The sequence below is a fragment of the Nitrososphaerota archaeon genome (assembly GCA_027887005.1).
Taxonomy (GTDB): domain Archaea; phylum Thermoproteota; class Nitrososphaeria; order Nitrososphaerales; family Gagatemarchaeaceae; genus UBA183.
The window spans coordinates 40,573-63,890 of the sequence record JAPCJI010000007.1; the positions used below are offsets into that span (position 1 = coordinate 40,573).

A 23,318-nucleotide genomic window follows, 5' to 3' on the forward strand; every position below is an offset into this window, starting at 1 on the left:
CCGCAGGTCTCGCCGGACTTTCTTGTTCTCTCACCTAACCTCCGACGATTGCGAACCGATTTATCAAGGCCGATTGGACGAACGCCGTAGATGGATGACGTAGTGGTCCGGAGGGGCACCAGAGCGGACACGGGTCCTTTCCTCCGACTGCTTGGTGCATTGGCCGATTTTGAGCACCTAGAACCTCCCACGCAGGAAGGCAAGAAACGAATCATCAAGGACATCTTCGTCAACAAGAGGGTGAACTTGCTGATGGCCCAGACGCACGGGGTGCACGTTGGCTACGCACTGTACTTCTACACCTATTCGTCGTTCCTGGCGAGGCCAACGCTGTACATTGAAGACCTGTTCGTCCTCGAGGCCTACAGGAAGCACGGGATAGGTCTCGCACTCTTCAGGCGGTGTGCGGAAGAAGCAATCAAGACGGAGTGCGGGAGGATGGAGTGGTCGGTGCTGGGTTGGAATACGAAGGCAATCGTCTTCTATGAAGGTCTGGGCGCGCGTCACCTAAGAGAGTGGCAGGTGTTCAGGCTCACCAGGGACAAGTTCGGGTCTGCCTCACTCAAGGCCTCCTGAGAACCTAGCTGGAACAAGGCCGCTCCTTCGGCCCTCTCAAGCGCCGGGACCAGCTTCCAGTTAGCCCGAAGGGTGTCGGTCGGTAGGATAGACAATCCCATATTCGATTCAAAGGGAATATTACAAATATACGCCCCGATTGTGAGCCTTGCTACAGCCTATGAAACGGGTCGTCCTATTCGAGGAAGCAAAGGGCGCGGACAAGTTTCTTCTCGGGGGCAAAGGATTCGGCCTCGTTGAGATGACTTCCATGGGGCTCCCAGTGCCTCCCGGGTTCACCATCACGACCGACGTTTGCAAGGATTACTACTCAGCTGGGGGGAAGGTCCCACTTGGCCTCTTCGATGAAGTGAGGGAAAAAGTGGAGGAAGTGGAGGTCAAGACGGGAAAGAAATTCGGTAGGGACCACGAGCCGCTGCTCTTCTCGGTGCGGTCCGGGGCTCCCTATTCGATGCCCGGGATGATGGACACGATCCTGAACCTAGGGCTCTCTGACAAGACTGCTGAGTGGCTAGCGAGGGATACTCGCAACGAGCGTTTCGTCTACGACTCCTACCGCAGGCTGGTCCAGATGTTTGGGAAGGTCGCCCTCGGGGCAAAGGCGGAGAAGTTCGAGAGCGAACTCGAGGCGCGGAAGAAGAAGGCTGGAGTCAAGATGGACATCGACCTTCCTCCGGAGGAGCTGAGGAGTTTGGTCACCAGGTTCAAGGAGATAGTCGTGGAGGAGACGGGGTCGGAATTCCCCCAGGACCCCCACGTTCAGCTGCAGATGGCGGTCGAGGCGGTCTTCAGGTCTTGGAACAACGCCAGAGCCAAGGAGTATAGGAAGTACTACGGGATTGGAGACGACATCGGCACAGCGGTCAATGTGCAGACAATGGTCTTCGGGAACATGGGGCCGAACTCCGGGTCCGGGGTCGGTTTCACTCGCAACCCTTCCACGGGAGAAAAGGTGCTCTACGGAGAATATCTTCCGAACTCCCAGGGCGAAGACGTGGTCGCAGGAGTGAGGACTCCCCTGAACGTCGAGAAGGTTGAGCCGGCCCTCCGGGGGCAGCTGGTTGCTCTTGCGAACAAACTCGAGGCACACTTCAAAGACCTCCAGGACTTCGAGTTCACGGTGGAGGACGGGACGCTCTACCTGCTGCAGACGCGCAACGGGAAGCGGACCGCCCAGGCTGCTGTGAAGGTCGCGGTGGACATGGCCGAGGAAGGTCTGATAGGAGAGGAAGAGGCTGTGATGAGGGTCGAGCCGGAGATGCTCGACGCCCTTCTCCACAGGAGGCTTGACCCGACTGCGGGCGACAAACCAGTCGCAAAGGGACTCAACGCGTCACCTGGAGCTGCCTCTGGGAAGGTGGTGTTCGACACCGACGAGGCTGCGGCTTCCGGTGGTCACGAAAAGGTGATCCTGGTCAGGCCGGAGACTACGCCTGAAGACATCAAGGGTCTCATCGCGTCGCAGGGGGTTCTGACTGTGAGAGGGGGGATGACCTCGCACGCGGCCGTCGTCGCCCGGGGCATGGGGAAGCCCGCCGTAGTCGGCTGCAGCGAAATCGAGATATCTCAGGATGGGACCGTTTTCATCACCAAGGGAGGGGAGAGGGTCGCCAAGGGAGAGATAATCACCATCGACGGTACCGCTGGGACGGTGTACAGAGGGGAGGTAAGGACCGTCGAGCCGGAGATCTCGCCCGAGTTTGCGAGGCTCCTGGACATGGCCGACCGGATCAGGCGCCTGGGCGTCTGGGCCAATGCGGACACTCCAGAGGCGGCCGCCAGGGCCAGGGGCTTCGGCGCCGAGGGCATCGGACTCTGCCGGACAGAGAGGATGTTCAACGCCCCGAACAGGCTCCCCATAGTGCGCGGGATGATAATGAGCAGGACGGCGGAGGACCGGAGGAAGCATCTCTACCAGCTATTCCCCTTCCAACTAGCCGACTTCAAGGGAATATTCTCCGCCATGCAGGGGAGGCCGGTCGTAGTTCGTCTCCTCGATTTGCCGCTGCACGAGTTCCTTCCCCCGCTTGAGGAGCTGATTGTCCAGCTGCAGACTTTGCAGAACGAGCACGCGCCTCCTCAGGAAATCAAGACGATGGAGGCCGTTCTCGGACGGGTAAGGCAGCTCTCGGAGCACAATCCCATGCTGGGGCACAGGGGGTGCAGGCTGGCAGTTACGTATCCGGAAATCTACGAGATGCAGACCAAGGCCATACTCACGGCTGCAGCAGAGCTGACCCGCGGAGCGGGTGAGAAGCCCAGAGTCAAGATAATGGTCCCCCTGGTCGCCCACGCTGGTGAATTCCGGTTCCTCCGGTCGGTGATCGACAGGGCTGCCTCGGAGATCTTCGCGGAGCTCGGGGTAATGCTGCAGTACCAGGTCGGGACCATGATCGAAACTCCCCGGGCCGCGCTGACTGCGGGGGAGATTGCGAAGGATTCAGACTTCTTCTCGTTCGGAACGAACGACCTCACCCAGACCACCTTCGGGTTCAGCCGCGACGACGTGGAGGCGAAGTTCATTCCGCAGTACATCGAAATGGGGATTCTCGACAGAAGCCCGTTCGATTCGGTGGACGTCCAGGGCGTCGGAAGGCTCGTCAGGATGGCGGTGGAAGCCGGGAGGAAATCGAAGCCCACGCTCGAGGTGGGGATCTGTGGAGAGCACGGAGGTGACCCGAAGAGCATCGCATTCTTCAACGAGGCAGGCCTGGACTACGTGAGCTGTTCGGCCTTCAGGGTTCCGATAGCCAGACTCGCAGCGGCCCAGGCTACGATGGCGAGAAAGACCACGTCCACCACAGCCTAGGGTACAGGGACCCGTTTCAATTATCACAACTGAGAATCTGCTACCCGTGTTAAATACGCGAAAGGTCTGCGAAGCGAAATATGGAAAGGGCGATGGGGACTGTCCAACAGTCATTCGTGACGGTGGACCGAGAGGTCTGCAAGGGATGCAGCCTTTGCGTGGTCACCTGTCCGATGAAGAACTTCACACTTTCCGATTCTCTGAACAGAAACGGCTACCACCCGGCTGAGTTCCACTACCACGGGGAGAAGGGGGACTGCACAGCCTGCGGCATATGCTACTGGGTCTGTCCCGACTTCGCGGTCGCTGAAATCCGGAGGTTGAAGAGGTGACCACTCAGAAGGATTTTGTCAAGGGGAACGAGGCCCTAGCGCTAGGTGCACTGAAGGCAGGCATGAACGCCTACTTCGCCTACCCGATCACGCCGTCGAGTGAAGTGCCTGAGACCCTGGCGAGGGAGTTCAGGAGCCCGGAGTACCCAGAGTTCAAGGTCTTCCTCCAGGCCGCGAGCGAGCTGGAAGCTATCAACATGGTGATCGGCGCAGCTTCCACAGGCGCCAAGGTGATGACTGCTACCTCCGGTCCCGGCTTCAGCCTCAAGCAGGAGGGGATATCCTATGCCGCCGGGATGGAACTGCCCATCCTTGTTTCGAACGTGAACAGGGCGGGGCCCGGCCTCGGCAACCTCGGGCCGGAGCAGAGCGACTATTTCCAGACGACAAAGGGAGGGGGCCACGGCGGCTACAAGAACATCGTACTCGCGCCGAACTCGGTCCAGGAGATGGCCGCGTTTCCTGGGCTTGGGTTCTCCCTTGCGTTCAAGTATAGGAACCCAGTCATAATACTCACCGACGCGTTCCTGGGGCAGCTGAAGGAAGACATTGTTTTCCCGAAGATACCTCAGGAGAAGTTTGAGACGCCCTGGGCTGCGACGGGAGCGAGGGGGGCAGAGAGACATGTCCTGGCCTCGATGCACCTGGAATTCGTGGACCAGAACATACACGCAGAACATCTGATGAGCAAGTACGAGGAGATCGACAGGTCGGAGCAGCGGTCGGAGATGTACATGACGGATGACGCGGAAATCGTGCTCGTAGCCTACGGGATAGTATCGAGGTTGGCTAGGCGCGCGGTCAACGAGCTCAGGGCCAAAGGGGTCAGGGCGGGCCTTTTCCGGCCCGTGACCCTCTCGCCGTTTCCGGCGGTGGAGCTTGGGAAGTTGGCCGAGAAGGGGATCGGGAAGTTCATCGTCGTCGAGCTGAACATGGGTCAGATGATACAGGACGTGAAGCTGGCAGTTGGAGGGCGGGCAAGCGTGGAGCTGGTCCATAAGCTCGGAGGGCTTCTGCCCACTTCGAAGGACGTGGTGGGAAGGGTGGAGGTGGCGGTCAGATGACAATCGCGCAAGAAGTTGCCGCGCCTGAATTCGAGGTGAAGCTTGGGAGGCTCACGACCCTGACGGGGAAGCCCACACACTACTGCGCTGGCTGCGAGCATGGAATCCTCACGAGGCTAGTCGCCAACGCGATCGAGGAACTGGACATGAGGGAGAAGACAGTGTATGTGGACTCGGTGGGATGCAGCGTCTTCGCCCACGAGTACTTCAACACGGATGCGGTGCAGGCCCCTCACGGACGGGCCCCCGCGGTCATGTCTGGCATCAAGCGTATGAGGCCGGACCTCCTGGTGCTGTCGGTCCAGGGGGACGGGGACGCAGTCTCGATAGGGCTGCTGGAGCTGGTGTATTCGGCAAGCAGGGGGGAACCAATTACCGTTTTCCTCGTCAACAACGGCATCTACGGAATGACAGGGGGTCAGATGGCCCCGACCACTCCCGGTGGGATGGTCACCACGACTACCCCCTACGGAAGGGACACGAAGTACACCGGGACCCCAATGGACGCGTCGAAGCTGCTTGCGGGACTGGAGGGACCATCGTATGTGAAGCGGGTCTTTCTGCCCGTCTCCCCCATCGGCTCGACAGAGATGTACAGCGCGCGCGGCCCCCTGGAGGGCGCGAAGAGCGTGCTGAACGCGCTGAAGGTTCAGATGATGGGGGGCTTCTCGTTCGTTGAGTTCATCAGCACCTGCAGCATCAACTGGAAGATGTCCGTTCTGGAGTCAAAGCGCTACTCAAACGACGTGCTGGCCAAGGCGTTCCCGCCCGGCCTCTTCAAGGACAAGTTCGGAGTCGAGAAGAAGTGAAGATTGAAGCGATCATAGCCGGACACGGAGGACAGGGAGTCCTTGAGCTCGCCAATTACATCTCCTACTTTCACCTCCTGAAGGGAAGGCACGTGGCCTACACCCCTTCCTACGGCCCCGAAACAAGGGGAGGAAAGGTGAAGTGCTACGTGGTCGGTTCGGACGGGTTGATCGATTCGCCCATAGTGGAGGAGCCGGACCTGCTTGTGGTCATGAACATCCCGTCCATGGACTTCGTCCCCATGCTCAAGACCGGAGGTACCCTGCTGATCAACAGCTCTCTAGTAGCGCAGCCACCGGACAGGAGCGACATCAGGTCGGTTATGGTCCCGGCAACCGAAATTGCCTCAGGGCTCAAAGAACTCGGGCCTCCAGGGGGCAAGGACACGGTCATAGTTGCGAACTCGGTGATGTTCGGAGCCTACCTGGCCCTCACAGAGGGATCCCCGGAGAAGGAAATGGGGACCATTCGTGAGGTCTTCGAGCACTTCCTGACGGAACGGAAGGCGGCCTACATCCCGCTCAACCTCAGGGCAGTGGAACGGGGCTACGAGCACGTGAAAGAGAACGGAGATCGAGTCTGGGCATCAAAAGAGATGCCCGCCTAGGTCTCAAGTTTATCCGCGCACTCCTCGCCAGGTGACAGGCTTGGCGTCGCAGGAAGGCACTTCTGCCGAGACGGTCTCATCTCTCGCCAGGAGCGCCCCCGGGTCGGCACTTTTCCTGGCAGTCATGTTCGTGGGCTACGCGGCCTACGCTGCTGACAGGAGCGTCCTTTCTTCCATGCTGAAGCCGCTTTCGACCGTTCTCGACCTCACCGACCTGCAGAAGGGACTCCTCAGCTCGGCGCAGTACGTCGGGGTCCTCGCCTTCGTGTTCCTGGCCGGCCACCTGTCTGACAGGTACGGGACGAGGAAGATCATCATCCTGGGTGTCTCGGTCTTCACGGCGTTTACCTGGCTGATCGGCCTCTCCACCGACTTCTACCAGGCGTTCTTCTTTCGGCTCGTCAGCGGGTTCGGAGAGGGGATATTCTGGCCCGTGGCTATGGCGGCAGTGGCCAACTACTTCCGGATGAGGAAGGGGTTGGCCCTGGGGATATTCTACGTGGGGTTCGACGCGGGGATGGCGACCGGGCTCACTGTCGGGGGGACGGCCTTCGCCCTGACCTCGGACTGGAGGTACGCTTTCTTCGTGGCCCCGCTCCTCGGGATCGCAGTGGTGGCAGGAGTCTTCGCAGCCAGAGGCGCATTCGCTTCGGCGGACGGTAGAGTGGGGAGGATCGCCCTGGGGAGGGATGCGCTGGAGCTCTTGAAAGGGAGAAGGACCCAGGTTCTGATGCTCTTCGCCTTCCTCGCAACCTGGGCATCGGTGTGGCAGGTGGTCTTCCTTCCCTACTACTACTCGGCTGTCCTAGGACTCAGCATCCCACTGGCCGCGTTCCTCGCCTCCGCCGTGGCGATCTCCGGAGGACTCGGGAAGGTGATCCTAGGGGGCGCCTCCGATTCCTGGCGGAGGGACAGGATGCTCGTCGCAATCTCCGCCGTCGTCGTGATCCTATACGCTGGGTTCTTCTCGGCCCCCAACGTCTTCGTCAGTGCTGTGATGGGGCTGGCTATGGGGTTCTTCAGCTCCTCCATCTTCCCGGTGATGCAGGCGCTGATGGCTGATTCCTGCGATGGCAATACGGGCACTGCGCTCGGGCTGACGACAACCGCCCAGTCCGCGGCGACGGTCCTCGCGCCCGTTATCACTGCCTACCGTTTCTCGTTCGGGGTCGGAGGCTCTCTCGCCCTGAACGCCCTGGTGCCGGCCGTCGCCATGCTGGCCGTCGCCGTAGTCCTCAGGGAGCCCCGGATAGAGCCGCCGAGGCAGGGGACCCGGGGAACCATGGAAGCACCCAACCCTAAATAGAACAGGCAGGGGATTGCGACTGCATGTGCATCACCAGGGTAGGCAAAGTCAGTTCGGCCTCACATGGGAGGGCAGCGGTGGAGTTCTTCGATGGAAGGGCCCTCGAAGACGTGGATGTCTCGATGCTGAGGGACGTCGAGGCGGGCACCTTCGTCGAGGTGTACGGGAACCTCGCCCTTTCCGTCCTTGCCCCAGCTGAAGCTAGGAAGAGGAAGGCTGCCTGGGCAGAGGTTAGGAAGGCGGCGATGGTGGTGGCCCCGAGGCGTGGGAAGGGCAGATGAAGGAGAAGGGCATCCTGCTCCATGCAAAGCACGCGTTCATGCCCAACAGCCTTGGATACTGCGGGCCAGACGACAGGGGGCTGATCCTTCGGCACCTCGAGGAGTCCAGAGGTGGGGAGGCGCTGGTGTCCACCCTCAAGGAGTTCGAAGCGGCATACCCGTTCCTGAAGCTCATCGCGAGGAACACCGGGAGGGAGGTCTTCGACTATGCTGTGCCGGAAGCTTATTGGATCGGGAACAGCCTGCTGGACAGAGTCCCCGTGCAGGACTTCCATTCCTTTAGCCACAGGGAACTTGCCGGGAGGGACCCCAGGGAGGTCAAAAGGGTCTTCGGGGCCCTAGGCGGACAGGCGAGGCCCCACCATTCGTTCTATGTCATGAGCACCTATGCGAGCTCAAGCGTTGCGGACGGCCCGAATCTGGCCAACGAGAAGAGGGCCAAACTCTCAGAGTTGATGGACAGTTGCAGGATTTCATGGGGGGAGGTCAAGAGCATCGGAAAGAGGAAGCTTACCGTCGAATACAGGCCTCTCGTGCTGGAGGAAGACCAGATTGCTCTGTCCGAGCCGAGGCAGAAGAAGGTGGATTACGACCCCGAGGTGAAACCCTTCGGGTCGCTGAAGCTGGGGGACCATGTTTCCCTGCACTGGAACTTCGCCTGCGATGTGCTGAGCCCGAGGCAGCTGAGGAACATTTCGAAGTACACGGCCCTGGACCTGGTGTCGACCAACCTCCTCCTGGCCGCGCGCCGCCGAAGATGACCAAGCTTGGTGGTCAGGGTTCGATGCTCGAAAGTAGCTTGAGCCTTTGAACGCGTGCCCTGTCTAGTTCCTCGAACGAGCGCTGCAGGCTCGAAAGGAGCGCGATGTTCTTCTTCGACTCTTCCTGCAGCTGCTTGAAGACTGCACGCGAAGACTCGAAGCCTGATCTGTGCGCCAACGCCTCATAGCTGCTAACCAGGTCCTCCTCCACGCCAATCCACTGAAGAAGTGAATCGATGGTGGTCTCGAGGTAGCCCGTCTTGATGCTCTCCTCCACCTTCCTCGCGTCCTCGGGCGTGTTCACTTCCGAAATGAGCCGTTCGGTCTTCATAGCGTGAACCGAGACTCAGCGCCTCGGGTGTCTATTAAGCTAGTCCCGAATCAGGCTAGGAGACCCAATATCAACGCAGGGACGAGTCCGCTCACAAGGCTGAGTCCGATGAGGAAGGAGGAGGGGGCCATGTCCGCGGACGGTCCTGGGGAGCGTTCTCCCCCAGACGGGCCGAAGACGACCGTGTTGATCACCCTGTAGTAGTAGCCGATTGAAAGGGCGATGTTCGCTAGCACTGCAACCGCACCCCAAAAGAAGAGCGGGGAGGAGACAAGCAGGAGCGACTGGACTAGGAGAATCTCACTCCAAAACATGCCGAAGGGGGGAGACCCGACCATAGCCAAGGACGACGCGGTGTAGAGCATCCCCAGGGACCTGTTCTGCCTCCCTGCCCCATTCAGCTTCTCCAGGTCAGCATCCTCGGAGACCCTCCTGCCTCCCACCCCTGTGAGCATGAAGAAGGCGGACTTCACCAGTCCGTGGTTCCAGATCAGGAAGGTCACCGCTATCAGGCCGAGGGGGGTGAAGGTCGAGAGGGCGGCGAGCATGTAGCCCATCTGGGCGATGGAGCTGAAGGCGAGCATTCGCCTGAGGTTGGTCTGGGCATAGGCCCCGAGGTTCCCGACAAGCATCGTGAGCACAGCCAGGACCAGCAGGGTCACCTGAACACCCTGGATCAGGGCGGACCCTCCTGACGGAACCAATGGCTGGATCACCTTCAGCATGGCGAAGAGGAGGGTTTCGTTGACCACCCTGCCGTGAAGGGCGCCGGTCAGCGCCGGGGCGGAGCCGTAGGCGTCCGGAAGCCAGGTGTGCACCGGGAAGATCGCGACCTCGACTCCAAGGCCCACGAGGACAAGCAGGAGCGCGGTGATCCCGTAGGAAGGATTGGAGCCGAGAAGGAGTGCGAGGTCTGCCAGCCTTATGCTCCCCAACTGAGTGTAGATCAGGGCGACGCCCAGCAGATAGACGAGGCTCCCGGACCCGGACAGGAAGAAGTACTTCATCGCCGCCTCCAGAGAGACGTCACGCCTCTCGAAGGACACTAGGCCGTAGGCAGCGATGCTGAGTCCTTCCCAGAACAGGAACAGGGTGAGGAAGTCTCCCGAAGAGATGACCCCAATGGAGCAGCTGACGAGGAGCATCAGGAGAGCGTAGAAGGGACCGACGTTCTCCTTGGCTCTCAGGGTGAGGGCGGCGTACACGGCCACGGCCAAGGCGGCGATGAGGACGGTGAGGATGACCAGATTCCCGAGCTTGTCGACGGAGTAGACGCTGGCGAAGATGGACTGGAGCGGCTGGATGATGACCGGGCCGTGACTGAGGAGGTCGGCCCAGTTAGCAAGGAGCTCGAAGAGGGTTGCCGAGAGGAAGACCGCGGCCACGCCACCGACCACCCGCGGCCTATGCCTCCCGAGCCTCCGCTTTGCAAGGTCGACCACGAGGGCGGAGATCGCTCCCGCGAACTGGAGCTCGAGCATCGTTGCGAGCCAGGGCATGGACTAGAGCACTCCCGATGCGGCCAGAAGCAGCAGTAGGATTATGATTGAGAAAAGGAGGGCGACGTTGTACCTGAGGTCGCCGGTCTGGATTGCTGTGGCGAAGCGTGTCAGAAGCCTGATGCCAGAGGTGGTCAGGTAAGAGTAGAGCCTGTCGAACCCAAGACCTTCCAGGAGGAAAGCCTTGGTGCGGCTGAGGGGGAGCGACCTCCTCAATAGGGCCTCGGTCCACGCGGGCCTTACGAGGAAGGCCGCATAGGAGACACCCAGCCCCAGGAGCATTGCGCCTAGCGAGGCTGCAGATGTGAGGGCTGAGAGGGCCTCGCTGAGAGGGGGCAGCAGGAGACTCTGATAGCCCAGACCGAGCCAGCCGAAGGCGACCAATGCGACCAGGAACATCATGGGGAGCAGCATCAGCCATCCAGATTCGGAGGCGCTGCTGGGGCGGAAGGGACCGTGGAAGACCCTGAAGAGCACACGGAAGCCGTAGAATGAAGTGAGTGCGAAGCCTATGACCATTACCAGCCCCGGAAGGACCCCACCTGAAGTCGCCGCGCCAAGTATCTCGTCCTTGGTCCAGAACCCAATCAGAGGAGGCAATCCAGCCATGGCGAGGGTCGAGAAGAGGAATGCTAGGTAGGTGTACTTCATGCTGCGAGCGAGCCCTCCCATATCCGAGATGTTGCGCGAGCCGACCGCCTCGATGACCGAGCCGGCGGCCATGAATGCCAGCGCTTTGAACAAACCTTGGCTTATCAGATGGTAGGTCGCGCCAGACCAGGCCCCTAGGCCGATGGCAGCGAACATTAGCCCCAGCTGGCTGATGGTCGAGTAGGCAAGCACCCGCTTCAGGTCCTCGGCCGCAGAGGCGCAGGCGGCACCGACTAGGAGGCTGGTCAGGCCGACGACCAGGACGGACGAGGAAACCAGCGACGAGTAGGCTATCACAGGGGACATCCTAACGAGGAGGTAGACCCCGGCGTTCACCATCGTCGCGGCATGGATTAGCGCACTGACGGGAGTGGGCCCCTCCATGGCGTCAGGGAGCCAGACATGGAGCGGCACCTGAGCCGACTTTCCCATGGCGCCGATCAGGAAGAGCAGGCCCACCAGCTCCCAGTTCAACGAACCTGTTTGGACCGCTGCGTTGACGTGGTCGAGGTCGGTGGTCCCGAGGCTGGTGAGGATCAGAATGACTGCAATGAGGAGGGAGATGTCACCTATGCGGGTTACAAGGAAGGCCTTGAACCCGGCCCTGCGCGCGGATTCCCTGTCGGTCCAGAAGGCGATAAGCAGGGCTGAACAGATGCCGACGACCTCCCAGAAGATGTAGAGTTGGATGAGGCTTCCGGCCATCACTAGGGCCAGCATCGCCCCGACGAAGACGAGGATTAGGGAGTAGAACCGAGCTTGGCCTGCCTCCTTCCTCATGTTCCCTGCGGCGTAGACGACTATGGTGAAGGAGATGAGGGAGACGAACGCTGTCAGGAGCACCGAGAGGCCATCCACCTTTACCTCGGCGAGGACGCCACGGTAGACCGACCACCCTCCCAGTCCCTCCACGTAGGGCTGGGAGAAGGAGATGGCCTGGTAGAGGCCGAGCGAGGCAGCGACCCCGCTCACGGCCATAGCGACCCATCTGCAAGCCCTCCGGTCGATCAGGTTGGAGATGGGGACGAGCAAAGCCCCCGCGAGGGGGACGAGCCAGACGAGCCAGGCGACGAGCATCAGTGACGCAGCTTCCTGATTCCGGACGGGTCGAGGGTCCCGTACTTGCGGTAGACTGTCACGACGATTGCAAGTCCGACGGCTTCCGCCGCTGCGCCTACGAATATCGAAAGAAAGACGAAGGTGTCCGACGTGAGACGCGGTCCGCTGCCAAGACCGGAAGCGAAGAGGGCCAGGTCAGCTCCAAGGAGGACGACCTGGAACGACATGACCGTCTTGATCAGGTTCTTCGAAGACGAGATTGACGCGATGCCCAGAAGGACGAGGAGCATCCCGGTGACAAGGTAGACTGTCTGGTCGGTGAGCATCTAGTTCTCCCCCGAGAAGAGGTTCACCACTGTCACCATCGCGGCTGTGAAGACCGTAATTACTATCAACAGGTCCCAGGGTCTGAAATCCCAGAGGAAGCCGAACATCTGCAGGGACACGTCCTGATACTCCTGGGCGAGGTTGGAGGCGAGGGTCGATGTGACGGCGAGGAGGGCGACTGCAGCGAGGACCAGGACCCCGGCCGACAGCGCGACTGCGGTCTTCCGGGCCCCGAGGTTCAGCTTCGACTCCCCGGTCATGAGAATCACGGTAAGCAGGAGCACAGAGACAGCGCCGGCGAAGGTCGCGATCTGGACCAGCCCTACCAATGCGTCCCCGTAGACGGTGAACGCCACTCCGAGGGTGATTGACGCGTAGAAGAGCCCGATGAGGGAGACCGACACCTTCTTCGAGAAGAGGGCCACGAGCACTGTGCCCACTAGGACCGCGGATATGGCCAGGGAGAGCAGCACGCTAGCCAAGGGTCAGCGCCTTCTTCATGACCAGCGACTCTTTCTTGAAGACGGAGAGCTCGAAGTTGTGGGTGAGGGATAGGGCCCCGAACCTGCAGTCGTCCACGCACTGGCCGCATGAAATGCAGGTGTATAGGTCGAAGGACGGCCGCCTGATGTCCACTTCCCTCTCGCCGATTTTCTTCTTCCCCACGGGGACCATGGTGATTACCTGAGCGGGGCAGACGATTTCGCAGATGCTGCATCCAGTGCACTTGACCGGGTCGATGTCCAGCTTTCCCCGGAATCTCTGCGTGACCACCTTGTCCCCGAAGGGATACTCTTCGGTGACAGGCTTCTCGAGGGCCGTGCGGAACATTTCGCCGAGGGCCTTCCCCACTTTCATTCTTGACATTGGGTCACCTGAACGAGACCAGGATCGCCAGGGCGAGCTGGGCAAGGGCCAGGGGAGTCAAGATGGTCCAGAATACCCGGGCCGCCTGGTCTATTCTAATCCGGGCCAGGGCCGTCCTTATCGCGAATATCAGGAAACCTACTGCGAAGAGCTTCGCGAGGAAGTACACTGTGTACCAGAAGGACTGGACGGTCGGGTCTGCGCTGAGCACGGGCCCCCCGGGACCGCCCAGGAAGAGGCTAACGGCCAGGGCCGAGAGGAAGACGTAGCTGAGGCTCTTGGTGAGCTTCACGTAGGCCAGGGTGTTGCCGGAGAACTCCGTCATCCACCCTCCGACTATCTCTGTCTTTGCACTAGGGATGTCGAAGGGGGGCTTCTCGAGTTCGGCCAGGGAGGAAAGGATGAAGACGCCGAAGGCCACGGGAGCGAGGAAGACATACCACAGCGAGGCCTGGGCGCTGGCTATCCCCTGGATCGAAAGGCTCCGGGCCAGTATCGCAGGGGTGATCATCGAAAGTATGAGCGGGACTTCGTAGCTCGTGTACTGGACCACGAGCCGCCCTATGGCGATGGTGGAGTACCTGCCCGCCGAGGCGTAGCCCAGCATGGTGGCCATCAGGGTCGAGAGGGAAAGGACGAAGAGGATGAAGAGCAGGTCGAGGGGGTGGTAGAGGACCGCCTGGTATCCAAGAACGGGGACGAATACGATGCCTATCGCCGGGGCTGCAAAGTAGATTGAAGGACCCCAGCGAAGGACGAACTCGTCCGCCTCGGCTGGGATTATCTCCTCCTTGGCAGCCAGTTTGAAAAAATCTGCCACAGGCTGGAAGATGCCGAAGGGGCCTGCGACCAGGGGACCCACTCTCCCCTGCATGCGGGCGACCGTCTTCCTCTCCAGCCATTCGAACAGGAACGCGAGCCAGACGAAGAAAGTCAGGCCCGGGAACAGGAGTAGCTGGACGACCTGTAGGGGGTTCAACCCTTCATCCTCCTGTAATATTCGATGCCGTAGTTTCGCAGCTCCTCCCCCCCGACAGACCATTCCTTCCCCTTGCCCACGTCCAGGACCGAGACCCTGTCCATGCAGCCGAAGCACGGGTCCATGCCGGTGAGGACAACGGGCACGTCGGCGAGGGTCTGGCCCTTCAGCATCTCAGTGGCGGTGAGGAGGTTGGCCATGGTGGGAGTCCTGATCTTCACCCGCTCCGGACCGCTTCCACCTCCGGACCTCACGAAGTAGAAGAGCTCACCTCTGGGCGCTTCGACGTGGAGGGTGGATTCCCCCCGAGGGACCGCTCTCGGGATGCTCACCTTGAAGGGACCGGAGGGGAGCTTCTCCATCGCCTCCATTACAAGGCGGCAGGACTCCCTGACTTCGCGGAGCCGGAGCGTCAGGAGCGAAGCGATGTCGCCCGCGCTGTCCGTCTGCACCCTGGGCACGACCTCGTCGTAGGCTGCGTAGGGGTCTTCGACCCTCACGTCTCGCGAAATGCCGGTGCACCGGAGGAGGGGTCCCACTGGGGAAAGCCTCCTGGCGGCGTCCTGGGTGATCTTGCCCACTCCCCTGGTCCTCACGGCAAGGGTCTCCTCCGTCTGGACCAGCTCAGTGTAGTAGTCGACCCTCCGCTCGATGTAACGTAGTTCCGTCCGAAGTTTGTCTGCAATACCATCCGGGAGGTCCATCCGGACTCCCCCGAAGGTGGAGTACGACTTGTGGACCCTGTTGCCGGTGATCGCCTCGGTCAGGTCGAGGACGTGCTCGCGGTCCTTCCAGACCCACATGAACAGGGTGTCTATCCCCGCCCAGTGCCCGACGAGCCCGAGCCAGAGTAGATGCGAGTGGATCCGCTCGAGCTCGGCGACAATCACTCTGATGTACTTTGCCCGTTTCGGGACCTCGAATTGAGTAAGAGCTTCTACCCCCTGGGTGTAGCCGAGGCTGTGGGCGAAGCTGCAGATGCCGCAGATCCGCTCGAAGAGGTAGATGTTTTTCACCCAGGTCCTCTCCTGGGCTGCTCGCTCGATCCCCCGATGGACGTAGCCGATCCTAGGGATGACACCGACAATCCTTTCGCCCTCGAGGATGAGCTTGAAGTATTCAGGCTCCTTCAGCGAAGGGTGGACAGGGCCGAAGGGCATCATGCTCTCTGGAGAGTACTCCATGAGCCCCGCGCTCGTCTCCTTGCGCTGCGCGGGTGGATTCCCTTCACTCAAGCCCCATCATCCTCCTGATCTTCTCTGGGTTGGCTTCCCTCCGCAGCGGGGGAGGGGCGTCAGCAGGATAGTTGTCCGGGAGCAACAGCCTCTTGCCGAGGTAGGGGTTCCCCTCGAAGGCGACGCCTAGCAGGTCCTGGATCTCAGCTTCGTACAATACGGCAGACGGTAGGTCGCTCGAGACGGACGCCAGCTTCGCCTGGGTCTTCGGCACGGAGGTCCGAACCACCGCGAACTTCCTTCCCTGCCAGAATTGATACAGCAGCGCTATCGTTTCCCCCTCGTCTATGCCTGTGATGGTGCTGAGGTGGTAGAGGCCGGGTACGGACGAGACAGCCAGGCACGCCTCCCTGACCCTTTCCGGACTGACGTTGATCGTCGTGGTCCTCCGCTCCTCGACGATCTTCCCGCCGAGTCTGGCGGCGATGGCCGCCATTGGGTCACCTGGCAATTTCGATACCTCCTTCGACTTCGTCCGCTGGCCCACCGAGGACCAGCTTCATGATCCCGTAGATTATCGCCTCAGGCCTGGGCGGGCAACCGGGGATGTAGAGGTCCACCGGAACCGCGGAGTCGATTCCATTTCCGACGTTGTAGCAGTCCTTCATGACGCCTCCGCCCAGGGCGCAGGCGCCGATCGCCACGACGTGCTTCGGTTCGGGCATCTGGTCGTAGACAGTCTTGAGGCGGTCTTTCATCAGGGGGTTGAGGGTCCCTGTTACCAGGAGGACGTCTGCGTGCCTCGGGCTCGGGACCAGCTCAACGCCAAGCCTCTCGGCATCGTAGCGCGGGGTAAGCGAGGCAAGTATCTCGATGTCGCATCCGTTGCAGGAGGCCGCGTTGACGTGGAAGACCCAGATGGACCTCTTTCGCGCCCACTGGGTCAGGCCGGACCTAAAACTCGCCACCTCCGACCGAGATGAACCACCAGACTGTCACCGTCAGGACGCTCCCGCCTCCTACGAGGAAGAGAAGCGGGTAGAAGCTCGAGACTGCGGTGAACGACCCGGCGAGGATCAGGACGAACGCTTCGACTACCAAGAACAACACTGCGAAGACGAAGAGGTCGGACTTGTAGAGCCCCCTGGCAGGGATGGACTCTTCCCCCCCGGAGAAGGGCTGGTACCTCGCACCCTGCCCTGAGGACCGCTTTCCGAGTCGACCGACGATAAAGAAGACGATGATGTCAGCCACTACGATGATTACGGGACCTAGGAGGGCGTCGGTGAAGTCGGTCATTTTGCCTTCCTCGCAATCCCGGCTACGGCGGCGATGAGCCTCTTGCTCGAGGACTCGACAGGATCCGAGAGGCTCTCTCCGACGTCCACCAACCCTGACTGGATGCCGACGACGAAGGTGTCCGAAGTTCTCTCCGCCAATCCCGGGATGAGTCTGAGGGGGATGTTGTGCGTAGCGAAGAAACCGAACTTCGTGTCGTTGAGGGAAGCGCAGATTATTGCGCCCGCTTTCCTCCCTGCCTCCACGGCGTCGAAGATGACGATTCTCTCGCCCTTCGATGCGAGGGCCGAGAGGACCCGCTCGGGGCTCATCGACGGCTGGTGGATCTGAATTGTTGGCCCTGGGGAAGGACCCAGGATGCGCAGGAGCTCGGAGACGACTCGAAGACCGACGGCATCATCCTGCTTGATCGGGTTGCCGATTCCCACGAGGTTGACCTTCTTGCTCCCGTCGAGCATTTCAGAGAGTTGAAGGAGCCAGCCGTCGTCGTTACCCATCATGGTTCCTGCTGGGTCGCCTACTCGACCGCGATTAGTTTCGCCTCCAAGCCTTCCTGCACCCGCAGAGAGGAGCCGCAATCGGGGCACGCGAACGCCGGGTCGATGCCGTGTTCGTGCCTTTCTAGTTTCAGCCTCCCCGTGAATCCGCACCTTGGGCATTCGACCGAGCCCTTCGTGAAGCGCACCTGGAGCTTTGCCGTTTCCACCCTCGTTCCCTTCGAGAGGACCGCGAACGCCGACGTCAGAGACTCCCTGGTTAGCCCCAGCATCTCGCCGACCTCCACTCTGATCACCAGTGGGCCCCTCTTCCTTCCCCTCGTCTCCTCGAGCACCGACTGCAGTATCTTGTCTGCGAAGACGTACTCGTGCAATGAATGCAACCAAGCCTCGGATGTTATTTAGACTGTCGCAGATGGAGGTATGAATGGTCGGGAGCTCTCGCACATCTGTCGGGAAGTAGATGGTCGAAGCATTCATGATTCATTCGTTTTTGGCCGAATTGCGTCCCTGTTTAAGAGGACGGGTCGTTTCTTACTGTTGAGAATCGTCTCTTCAGGAACCCAGGTCTGTCAGGAATTTCTTGTTGGCCTCGACGGTCTGCTTGAGCGCGTTGTCCCAGCCCTTCCTTTCGACCGCTGATTTTGTCATCAGCCTCCTCATGGCCGCGTTGAGGTCGTCGAGGCTGGCAGCCGCCATTCCCACTTTGTCCACCGTGGAGACGAAGTCAGGATCGTTAATCTTGATCTTAAAGCCGTTCTTGTTGAGGAAGACAAGGCCCGCCACCAGGGCGGTCCTCTTGTTCCCAGCGTGGAAGTGCTGGCCGCTCGCGATCTTGAAGACAAGGAGGGAGGCCTTCTCCGGGACAGCTTCCTCGAAATCCTGGTTGTCCGCCCGGGAGGCGACCTCCTGGAGCAACTCCTCGAGCTTCTCCCCGTCTGCCTGGGTGTACTCGTGGGGCTCCCGAGTGAGCAGGACCACTTCCTTGTTTGCTTCGACAAGGGTTGGGAAGTCCATGTGATGGATGGGTTTTTTCGCCACGGGCAATCGCGCCAACCTCTTGCATTTAACCGATTGAGAGGAACCAAGCGTCGGGTTCCGCAAAGTCTTTAGGAGCAAACGAAGGTCGGTGTTTGGTTGCAGCCTCCCGTCTCTGACCTCGTCGAGGAATCAACCCGGATCCTCTCGGCGGCATCCGATTCGGGGGTCACGCTCAAAGGAAGGCTGCGGCAATCGACGCGTCCAGTGCGCCCGCGGCGCTCACTATCTCGTTTGCAGTGATCAACAGGGGGGGCTGAACACGGAGGACGTTCTTGTGGATGCCGCCGACGCCTATGAGAAAACCGCGTTTCATCATCTCCGCTTTGACCGCCGCTGCCTGCTTCTTCGCTGGCGTCTTCTTCGAGTCGGTGACGAGCTCGACCCCAATCATAAGCCCCTTCCCTCTAACCTCCCCGACCTGGACCCGCTTCGTGGCGACCTCCCCCAGCAGCTTCATTATTTGAGACCCTCTCCGGGCTGAGTTCAGGACGAGGCGCTCCCTCTTCATGACTCCGAGGGCCGCCAGGCCCGCGGCGCAGCAGACTGGGTTGCCACCGAAGGTCGAGAAGTGGTCCCCAGGGTCCATCGATCCGGAGACTTCGCTGGTAGCGAGAATCGCTGCCAGGGGGAGGCCCCCTCCTAGCCCCTTCGCTAGGGCCATGATGTCGGGCTTCAACCCCCAGTGTTCGCTCGCGAACATCTTCCCGGTGCGACCTATCCCGGTCTGGACCTCGTCGGCGATGAATGCGATGCCCCTCTCTTTGCATATGCGGAGCACAGCGGGGAGGTAGTTGTCTGGGGGAACGATGATTCCGCCTTCGCCGAGGATGGGTTCGATGATCATTGCGGAGACGTCTCCCGGCAGATAGGAATCGAGGATCTCGGACAAGGTGTCCGCGCTTCGCCTCCCGAACTCGTCAGGAGAGAGGCCGGAGCCGTATCTGTAGTGGTAGGGCGGCGGCACGTGGACGACACCAGGGTAGCTTGCGAAATTGCCGAGTTTCTCCTTGTACTTGTGCTGGCCGGTCAGGGTGAGCGAAAGGCCGAGGCGCCCGTGGAAGGACCCCTGCAGGGCGATTAGGACCATCCCGCTGTTCCCTCTAACTGTGGCCAGCTTCTTGGCGAACTTCACGCTCCCCTCGACCGCCTCGGCGCCGCTGTTCGCGAAGAAACACCTCTCAAGGCCCCTGGGTGCAATCCGGCAGAGCTCGGCTGCCAGGAGCGGGGAGATGTCGTTGTGGTAGGTGCCGGAGACGTGTATGTATCGGCGGGCCTGTTTTGAAATTGCCTTCACGACTTCGGGGTGGGCGTGGCCTACGTTGGCCACCGCGATCCCCGAGAAGAGGTCGGTGTATCGTTTGCCTGAGACGTCCCAGACATGGGTCCCTCGAGCCCTGGCGACAACCACGTCCTCCTGGGCGGGGATGCCGATGGAATGCGACTCTTCGAGGTTTACCAGAGACTCGCGTCTCACAGCGACGAGATGCAGTCCCTGCGGTAGTTAAGCTTGAAAGTAAAACGGCTGGAGAAGCTTTTGTCTATTCTGGGGGGATTTCCTTGAACGTCATGTCGTAGGGAATTCCGCCCTTGGACCTGTACCACCGCACTAGGAAGTAGTACCCGATCGCAAGGAGGAACCCTAGGACGAGGGGGCCGATGAACCAGTTGAAGTCGCACCCGACCGCTCCGCGGCCCGGACAACCGAGGGTGTAGAAGGTCTGGTTGTAGGTGTACTCGCCTATGGTGGCTAGACCGTAGACCAAAGACACTACAGTGAAGGACCAACCACAGGGCATTGGGTAACGTAAAATAACACGTCGTCGAAGGAATACCAACTTGCCCTCCGATAAGGACCAGGTCGGATACGTCATGTCGAAGAAGGTGGTGACAGTGACCCAGGACGCACCAATCGCCTCAGTGCTGAAGCTCATGGTGAAACATGGGATAGGTTCGGTCGTCGTCCTAGAGGGGGGAAAGCCAGTCGGGATGATCACGGAAAGGGACTTCGTCAACCAGATCTCGGAGCATGGAGCCAGGGCCCTGGAAGGAAGGGTCAGCCGGGTCGCCTCTCGGCCGCTGGTATCGGTCGGCCCGAAAACCGAGATTTGGGAGGCCTTCACCATCATGCTGCGCAAGAAGATCAGGCGCTTGGCAGTCATGAAGGATGAGAGGCTCGTAGGAATTGTGACAGAGAGAGACCTCTTCAGGTGGGTTGTGATGGTGGCCTACGAACCGAACATCCCTGCGGAAATCAGCAAGCTGATCGCCCAGAACCCCTGAGATAAACCTGGGAACCGTTCGTTTCTAGGCTACCCGGACGTGAACTGGTAGGATTCCATCTTGTCGTCCTTCAGGTTGATTATTACCCCACGGAGCGTCCCTTCGGTGTATTCGCTTCCGGGGTTGAAGCACATGGTCCTTCCCAGCTTGTAGAAGCACCTCGATTCGTGCACATGGCCGTGGAGGCTCAGTAGAGGCTGGTACTTTTCCAGGATGTTGAAGACGGCGTGACTGCCTATGGGGCCTTCGATTGGCTGGCCGTAGTGCTGGTACTTCAGGTCCTTGTTGAGCCAGATTGCCAGGTCCATCCCGGTGTCGAAGGGAGGGACGTGTATCGTGAATATCGCTTTCCTGCAGTTCGCCACCTTGGATACGATCTTCTCCAGCGCGACTTCGAGCTCCTCCTCCGAAAGGTCTCGGGGCAGGTTCCAAGGGGTCATGTTCGAGTAGCCAGACGCAGCCATTTCGTATCCGAGTACGTCTGCAATCTCTCCTTCGCAGTAGCTGACGTGGGCTGTGCCGTGCGACCTCATGAAGTCGTCAACTGCGAAGGGGTCGTCGTTCCCGCCGGTTATGAAGAGCGGTATGCCGCTCTTGGCCAGCTCCTCCTCCGCGCGGTCGACCCATCGTTCGAGCACCTCGAGCATCTTCTCAAGGAAGATCTTGTCGACCTTGCCCTTGTCGCTCTTCAGCTCTTCGTACTCCGACCTGGTGGTCGTGTAGACGTAGTATCCCGCTGTCCTGACCGTCTCTTCCATTGCTTTCATCTCGGCGTCGTCTTTGAGATGGACAGGGTTGCCCTGGAAATCCGTGAAGTACGACCCGTCTGATTCTCTTATGAAAGGGGCCAGGAATTTCCCGGTGAGGTCTCCTCCCAGAATGAGCGCGTCGGCCTTATAGTACTCCGCGGCCCTGAGGAATTTGCTGAAAGTCCGCTCGGAAGAATGGACGTCTGTGGCGAAGAAGAGCCTCTTTCGAGGAGCGGTTCCTTGAGGTGCCATCAGTACTCATCCGGTTCCATGCTGCATTGTGGGTGGTAGGGTCTCTTCCCAGTTGAGCGTGTCAGAGCGGCGGAACTTCCCTGAAAGCGAGTTCGACGTCGACCCCCTTTCCTCTCAGGTAGTACTTGTTCCCGAACCAGTACGCCCCCAGGCCCACGATGAGGACGCCCATCATGTACAGACTTGCCGTCGAGTTGATGAACAGATTCGCGACCGTGAGCTCGTAGTAGATCAGAGTCCCCTGAAGTGCGAGGCCCGCGATGCCACCGAGAACTATGGCCGGAACCCCGGCGATTACCCACCTCTTCGCCGGAGAGGTCTCCCAGACCGCCTTCATCCTCTTGCGGTACGGAAACAGTATCGCGGCCAGCATTGTGAAGAATTGGAAGAAGCTTGCCGCAAGGGAAGTGTACAAAGTGTAGTAATAGGCTTGGCCTACGAAGTTGTAGAGATACCCGACGATAATCCCCATGACCAGGTAGGTTATCCCGACGTTGACCAGCTGTCTGAAGCGCCTGCCTATCCTACCGAACCATTCAGGCCAGACCCTGTCCAGGCTCGCGGCGAGCATTATCCTCGAACCGCCGACGTAGTTAACCCAGCACTCCCAGATTCCGATGGCGAGCACCCCAAGGCCCACAAGGATTGCTGGAACTGCGCCAAGAGATGAAACAAAGTTCGTGTACCAGGGGTATATCGGAAATGAAATCAGACCGTTGAAGGCCGCATACCCCGCCGCTCCCAGGAAGTTCTTTCCTACAAGGTTGACGAGTTCGACCGCCCAGATGATGCAGAAGATCGCCGCCAGCCAGAGCGACCCCAGCGTAAGGGTCGTCATCCGCTTGAGGCTCTCTGCTCCCTTGACCTCGCCCAGGTTCAGGAAGACCCACATCGGCCACGCCAGTACGATCCAGACGAGGGTGCCCATCCCGATGATGTCGTGGAGACTGCCGCCATTCCCGCTGACGAACCCGGCCGACGTAGATGCGTTGATGACGTATTGGTAGTAGTTCGTGTGGGTGGGGTCGAGCTGACCCATCAGCCCGTTATAGGATGAGACGAAGCTCGCGTGGGACGTCACCGCCATGTACACCGTTAGGGCAGCCATCGAGATGAGGACGAAGATGAAGCCATACCTGCCGGCCTTCAGGCCCGGAGTGATGCCGGGCAGGAACATCAGAAAGACGACGACGTTGACTGCGACTGTCCCCGCGAAGATTCCTGTTGGTGTGCCCAGCCATGTCCCCGCGTTGATCAGTCCCTGGTTTCCCAACTGGACGCCCAGGGCCGTAAGCATCGGAGAGGAGCTGAACGACGTGACCCACCAGCCATTGAGCGCGATCCAGATGAACAGGCTGAACGCCATGATCATCATGGTGACAAATCCGATCGAGCCGTGCAGAATCCTGCTCTGCCAGACGTAGTCCCCTCCGCTCCTTGGCATCGAGGAGGCGAGCATCGAATAGGCGATGAACATGGGGGTGGCCCATACTGCGATCACCAGGATGCTGAGGGCAAGGTCCCCGTTGGGGAAGGCGAAGTATCCCTGGAGGTAGAGGTAGGCGATGCCTGGGATCAGCAGCATCGACCAGGCCACGTTGTAGATTAGGACGTCGAGAGCGCCGAATTGCCTAGTAAGACCCGATGACGAGCGCCTGAAAACCGTGACGCCTGCAGACTTTGCCAGATCCTCCTGTTTGGCCAAGTAAGCGCCGTTGAGTAGTGGATGTTGTTATTTAAGCCTGAATTGCTTCGGAAAAATGCAA

The 23,318-nt window shown here is 60.2% G+C and carries 28 protein-coding genes; 10 read left to right on the forward strand and 18 right to left on the reverse strand.

Annotated features, from left to right (window positions below; genetic code table 11):
* Positions 1 to 90: 90 nt before the first annotated feature.
* The 9 genes from OK438_06240 to OK438_06280 all read left to right on the forward strand — a co-directional run bounded on the left by OK438_06240 (position 91) and on the right by OK438_06280 (position 8,546).
* Positions 91 to 576, forward strand: coding sequence for a GNAT family N-acetyltransferase (locus tag OK438_06240; GenBank protein MDA4125030.1), 486 nt, complete (start codon positions 91 to 93; stop codon positions 574 to 576).
* A 160-nt stretch (positions 577 to 736) separates the two neighbouring features.
* A complete protein-coding gene (gene ppdK / locus OK438_06245) occupies positions 737 to 3,385 on the forward strand; it encodes a pyruvate, phosphate dikinase (protein MDA4125031.1) in 2,649 nt (882 codons plus the stop codon).
* Between the two features lie 80 nt (positions 3,386 to 3,465).
* The gene (locus tag OK438_06250) at positions 3,466 to 3,717 is read left to right on the forward strand and encodes a ferredoxin family protein (GenBank protein MDA4125032.1); all 252 of its coding nucleotides are present in this window, start codon (positions 3,466 to 3,468) and stop codon (positions 3,715 to 3,717) included.
* The gene (vorB, locus tag OK438_06255; protein ID MDA4125033.1) at positions 3,714 to 4,781 is read left to right on the forward strand and encodes a 3-methyl-2-oxobutanoate dehydrogenase subunit VorB; all 1,068 of its coding nucleotides are present in this window, start codon (positions 3,714 to 3,716) and stop codon (positions 4,779 to 4,781) included. The genes OK438_06250 and vorB overlap by 4 nt, the downstream gene beginning before the upstream one ends.
* On the forward strand, positions 4,778 to 5,590 hold the full coding sequence (locus OK438_06260; protein ID MDA4125034.1) for a thiamine pyrophosphate-dependent enzyme: 813 nt from the start codon (positions 4,778 to 4,780) through the stop codon (positions 5,588 to 5,590). The genes vorB and OK438_06260 overlap by 4 nt, the downstream gene beginning before the upstream one ends.
* The gene (locus OK438_06265; protein MDA4125035.1) at positions 5,587 to 6,198 is read left to right on the forward strand and encodes a 2-oxoacid:acceptor oxidoreductase family protein; all 612 of its coding nucleotides are present in this window, start codon (positions 5,587 to 5,589) and stop codon (positions 6,196 to 6,198) included. Before OK438_06260 ends, OK438_06265 begins: the two co-directional genes overlap by 4 nt.
* A 40-nt stretch (positions 6,199 to 6,238) precedes the next feature.
* Entirely contained in the window at positions 6,239 to 7,504 is a 1,266-nt protein-coding gene (locus tag OK438_06270) for an MFS transporter (protein ID MDA4125036.1), read from the forward strand.
* A gap of 23 nt (positions 7,505 to 7,527) precedes the next feature.
* Complete coding sequence (locus OK438_06275; GenBank protein ID MDA4125037.1) at positions 7,528 to 7,785, forward strand: HypC/HybG/HupF family hydrogenase formation chaperone; 258 nt, start codon at positions 7,528 to 7,530, stop codon at positions 7,783 to 7,785.
* Positions 7,782 to 8,546 carry a DUF6390 family protein gene (locus OK438_06280; GenBank protein MDA4125038.1) on the forward strand — a complete coding sequence of 255 codons (765 nt, stop codon included), beginning with the start codon at positions 7,782 to 7,784 and terminating at the stop codon, positions 8,544 to 8,546. The genes OK438_06275 and OK438_06280 overlap by 4 nt, the downstream gene beginning before the upstream one ends.
* A gap of 13 nt (positions 8,547 to 8,559) precedes the next feature.
* Here OK438_06280 and OK438_06285 read toward each other — a convergent pair whose 3' ends face one another.
* The 16 genes from OK438_06285 to OK438_06360 all read right to left on the reverse strand — a co-directional run bounded on the left by OK438_06285 (position 8,560) and on the right by OK438_06360 (position 20,067).
* A complete protein-coding gene (locus OK438_06285; protein ID MDA4125039.1) occupies positions 8,560 to 8,877 on the reverse strand; it encodes a hypothetical protein in 318 nt (105 codons plus the stop codon).
* A gap of 50 nt (positions 8,878 to 8,927) precedes the next feature.
* On the reverse strand, positions 8,928 to 10,376 hold the full coding sequence (locus OK438_06290) for a proton-conducting transporter membrane subunit (GenBank protein ID MDA4125040.1): 1,449 nt from the start codon (positions 10,374 to 10,376) through the stop codon (positions 8,928 to 8,930).
* A gap of 3 nt (positions 10,377 to 10,379) precedes the next feature.
* A complete protein-coding gene (locus tag OK438_06295; protein ID MDA4125041.1) occupies positions 10,380 to 12,104 on the reverse strand; it encodes an NADH-quinone oxidoreductase subunit L in 1,725 nt (574 codons plus the stop codon).
* Positions 12,104 to 12,412, reverse strand: coding sequence for an NADH-quinone oxidoreductase subunit K (locus tag OK438_06300; GenBank protein MDA4125042.1), 309 nt, complete (start codon positions 12,410 to 12,412; stop codon positions 12,104 to 12,106). Before OK438_06300 ends, OK438_06295 begins: the two co-directional genes overlap by 1 nt.
* On the reverse strand, positions 12,413 to 12,895 hold the full coding sequence (locus tag OK438_06305; protein MDA4125043.1) for a hypothetical protein: 483 nt from the start codon (positions 12,893 to 12,895) through the stop codon (positions 12,413 to 12,415).
* On the reverse strand, positions 12,888 to 13,280 hold the full coding sequence (locus tag OK438_06310) for a 4Fe-4S binding protein (GenBank protein MDA4125044.1): 393 nt from the start codon (positions 13,278 to 13,280) through the stop codon (positions 12,888 to 12,890). The genes OK438_06305 and OK438_06310 overlap by 8 nt, the downstream gene beginning before the upstream one ends.
* 4 nt (positions 13,281 to 13,284) lie before the next feature.
* On the reverse strand, positions 13,285 to 14,259 hold the full coding sequence (locus tag OK438_06315) for an NADH-quinone oxidoreductase subunit H (protein MDA4125045.1): 975 nt from the start codon (positions 14,257 to 14,259) through the stop codon (positions 13,285 to 13,287).
* On the reverse strand, positions 14,256 to 15,494 hold the full coding sequence (locus OK438_06320; protein ID MDA4125046.1) for a nickel-dependent hydrogenase large subunit: 1,239 nt from the start codon (positions 15,492 to 15,494) through the stop codon (positions 14,256 to 14,258). The genes OK438_06315 and OK438_06320 overlap by 4 nt, the downstream gene beginning before the upstream one ends.
* Positions 15,487 to 15,945: an NADH-quinone oxidoreductase subunit C gene (locus OK438_06325; GenBank protein ID MDA4125047.1), complete on the reverse strand. Its 459-nt coding sequence runs from the start codon at positions 15,943 to 15,945 to the stop codon at positions 15,487 to 15,489. Before OK438_06325 ends, OK438_06320 begins: the two co-directional genes overlap by 8 nt.
* Positions 15,935 to 16,402 carry an NADH-quinone oxidoreductase subunit B family protein gene (locus OK438_06330; GenBank protein MDA4125048.1) on the reverse strand — a complete coding sequence of 156 codons (468 nt, stop codon included), beginning with the start codon at positions 16,400 to 16,402 and terminating at the stop codon, positions 15,935 to 15,937. Before OK438_06330 ends, OK438_06325 begins: the two co-directional genes overlap by 11 nt.
* Positions 16,389 to 16,733, reverse strand: a complete 345-nt coding sequence (locus tag OK438_06335) for a hypothetical protein (GenBank protein MDA4125049.1) — start codon at positions 16,731 to 16,733, stop codon at positions 16,389 to 16,391. The genes OK438_06330 and OK438_06335 overlap by 14 nt, the downstream gene beginning before the upstream one ends.
* On the reverse strand, positions 16,730 to 17,233 hold the full coding sequence (locus OK438_06340) for a hydrogenase maturation protease (protein ID MDA4125050.1): 504 nt from the start codon (positions 17,231 to 17,233) through the stop codon (positions 16,730 to 16,732). Before OK438_06340 ends, OK438_06335 begins: the two co-directional genes overlap by 4 nt.
* 17 nt (positions 17,234 to 17,250) lie before the next feature.
* Positions 17,251 to 17,604: a hydrogenase maturation nickel metallochaperone HypA gene (locus OK438_06345; protein ID MDA4125051.1), complete on the reverse strand. Its 354-nt coding sequence runs from the start codon at positions 17,602 to 17,604 to the stop codon at positions 17,251 to 17,253.
* Between the two features lie 181 nt (positions 17,605 to 17,785).
* Positions 17,786 to 18,271 (reverse strand): Fic family protein, encoded by a 486-nt coding sequence (locus OK438_06350; protein ID MDA4125052.1) that lies wholly within the window; start codon positions 18,269 to 18,271, stop codon positions 17,786 to 17,788.
* A 172-nt stretch (positions 18,272 to 18,443) separates the two neighbouring features.
* On the reverse strand, positions 18,444 to 19,745 hold the full coding sequence (locus OK438_06355; GenBank protein ID MDA4125053.1) for an aspartate aminotransferase family protein: 1,302 nt from the start codon (positions 19,743 to 19,745) through the stop codon (positions 18,444 to 18,446).
* Positions 19,746 to 19,809: 64 nt separating this feature from the next.
* Positions 19,810 to 20,067, reverse strand: coding sequence for a hypothetical protein (locus tag OK438_06360; protein MDA4125054.1), 258 nt, complete (start codon positions 20,065 to 20,067; stop codon positions 19,810 to 19,812).
* Between the two features lie 40 nt (positions 20,068 to 20,107).
* On the opposite strand from OK438_06360, the gene OK438_06365 reads away from it, so the two are divergent.
* Positions 20,108 to 20,551, forward strand: coding sequence for a CBS domain-containing protein (locus OK438_06365; GenBank protein MDA4125055.1), 444 nt, complete (start codon positions 20,108 to 20,110; stop codon positions 20,549 to 20,551).
* A gap of 29 nt (positions 20,552 to 20,580) precedes the next feature.
* Here OK438_06365 and OK438_06370 read toward each other — a convergent pair whose 3' ends face one another.
* Together OK438_06370 and OK438_06375 are read right to left on the reverse strand one after the other, a co-directional pair.
* Complete coding sequence (locus OK438_06370) at positions 20,581 to 21,552, reverse strand: metallophosphoesterase (protein ID MDA4125056.1); 972 nt, start codon at positions 21,550 to 21,552, stop codon at positions 20,581 to 20,583.
* 61 nt (positions 21,553 to 21,613) lie between these two features.
* Positions 21,614 to 23,257 carry a hypothetical protein gene (locus OK438_06375; GenBank protein ID MDA4125057.1) on the reverse strand — a complete coding sequence of 548 codons (1,644 nt, stop codon included), beginning with the start codon at positions 23,255 to 23,257 and terminating at the stop codon, positions 21,614 to 21,616.
* Positions 23,258 to 23,318 lie beyond the last annotated feature (61 nt).

Coding starts and splice junctions, on each gene's coding strand:
- OK438_06310 (MDA4125044.1), bottom strand. CDS start 13,280: ATGTCAAGAATGAAAGTGGGGAAGGCCCTCGGCGAAATGTTCCGCACG.
- OK438_06335 (MDA4125049.1), bottom strand. CDS start 16,733: ATGACCGACTTCACCGACGCCCTCCTAGGTCCCGTAATCATCGTAGTG.
- OK438_06275 (MDA4125037.1), top strand. CDS start 7,528: ATGTGCATCACCAGGGTAGGCAAAGTCAGTTCGGCCTCACATGGGAGG.
- OK438_06370 (MDA4125056.1), bottom strand. CDS start 21,552: ATGGCACCTCAAGGAACCGCTCCTCGAAAGAGGCTCTTCTTCGCCACA.
- OK438_06290 (MDA4125040.1), bottom strand. CDS start 10,376: ATGCCCTGGCTCGCAACGATGCTCGAGCTCCAGTTCGCGGGAGCGATC.
- OK438_06295 (MDA4125041.1), bottom strand. CDS start 12,104: ATGCTCGTCGCCTGGCTCGTCTGGCTCGTCCCCCTCGCGGGGGCTTTG.
- OK438_06260 (MDA4125034.1), top strand. CDS start 4,778: ATGACAATCGCGCAAGAAGTTGCCGCGCCTGAATTCGAGGTGAAGCTT.
- OK438_06360 (MDA4125054.1), bottom strand. CDS start 20,067: ATGCCCTGTGGTTGGTCCTTCACTGTAGTGTCTTTGGTCTACGGTCTA.
- OK438_06285 (MDA4125039.1), bottom strand. CDS start 8,877: ATGAAGACCGAACGGCTCATTTCGGAAGTGAACACGCCCGAGGACGCG.
- OK438_06340 (MDA4125050.1), bottom strand. CDS start 17,233: ATGATGGGTAACGACGACGGCTGGCTCCTTCAACTCTCTGAAATGCTC.
- ppdK (MDA4125031.1), top strand. CDS start 737: ATGAAACGGGTCGTCCTATTCGAGGAAGCAAAGGGCGCGGACAAGTTT.
- OK438_06300 (MDA4125042.1), bottom strand. CDS start 12,412: ATGCTCACCGACCAGACAGTCTACCTTGTCACCGGGATGCTCCTCGTC.
- OK438_06250 (MDA4125032.1), top strand. CDS start 3,466: ATGGAAAGGGCGATGGGGACTGTCCAACAGTCATTCGTGACGGTGGAC.
- OK438_06280 (MDA4125038.1), top strand. CDS start 7,782: ATGAAGGAGAAGGGCATCCTGCTCCATGCAAAGCACGCGTTCATGCCC.
- OK438_06240 (MDA4125030.1), top strand. CDS start 91: ATGGATGACGTAGTGGTCCGGAGGGGCACCAGAGCGGACACGGGTCCT.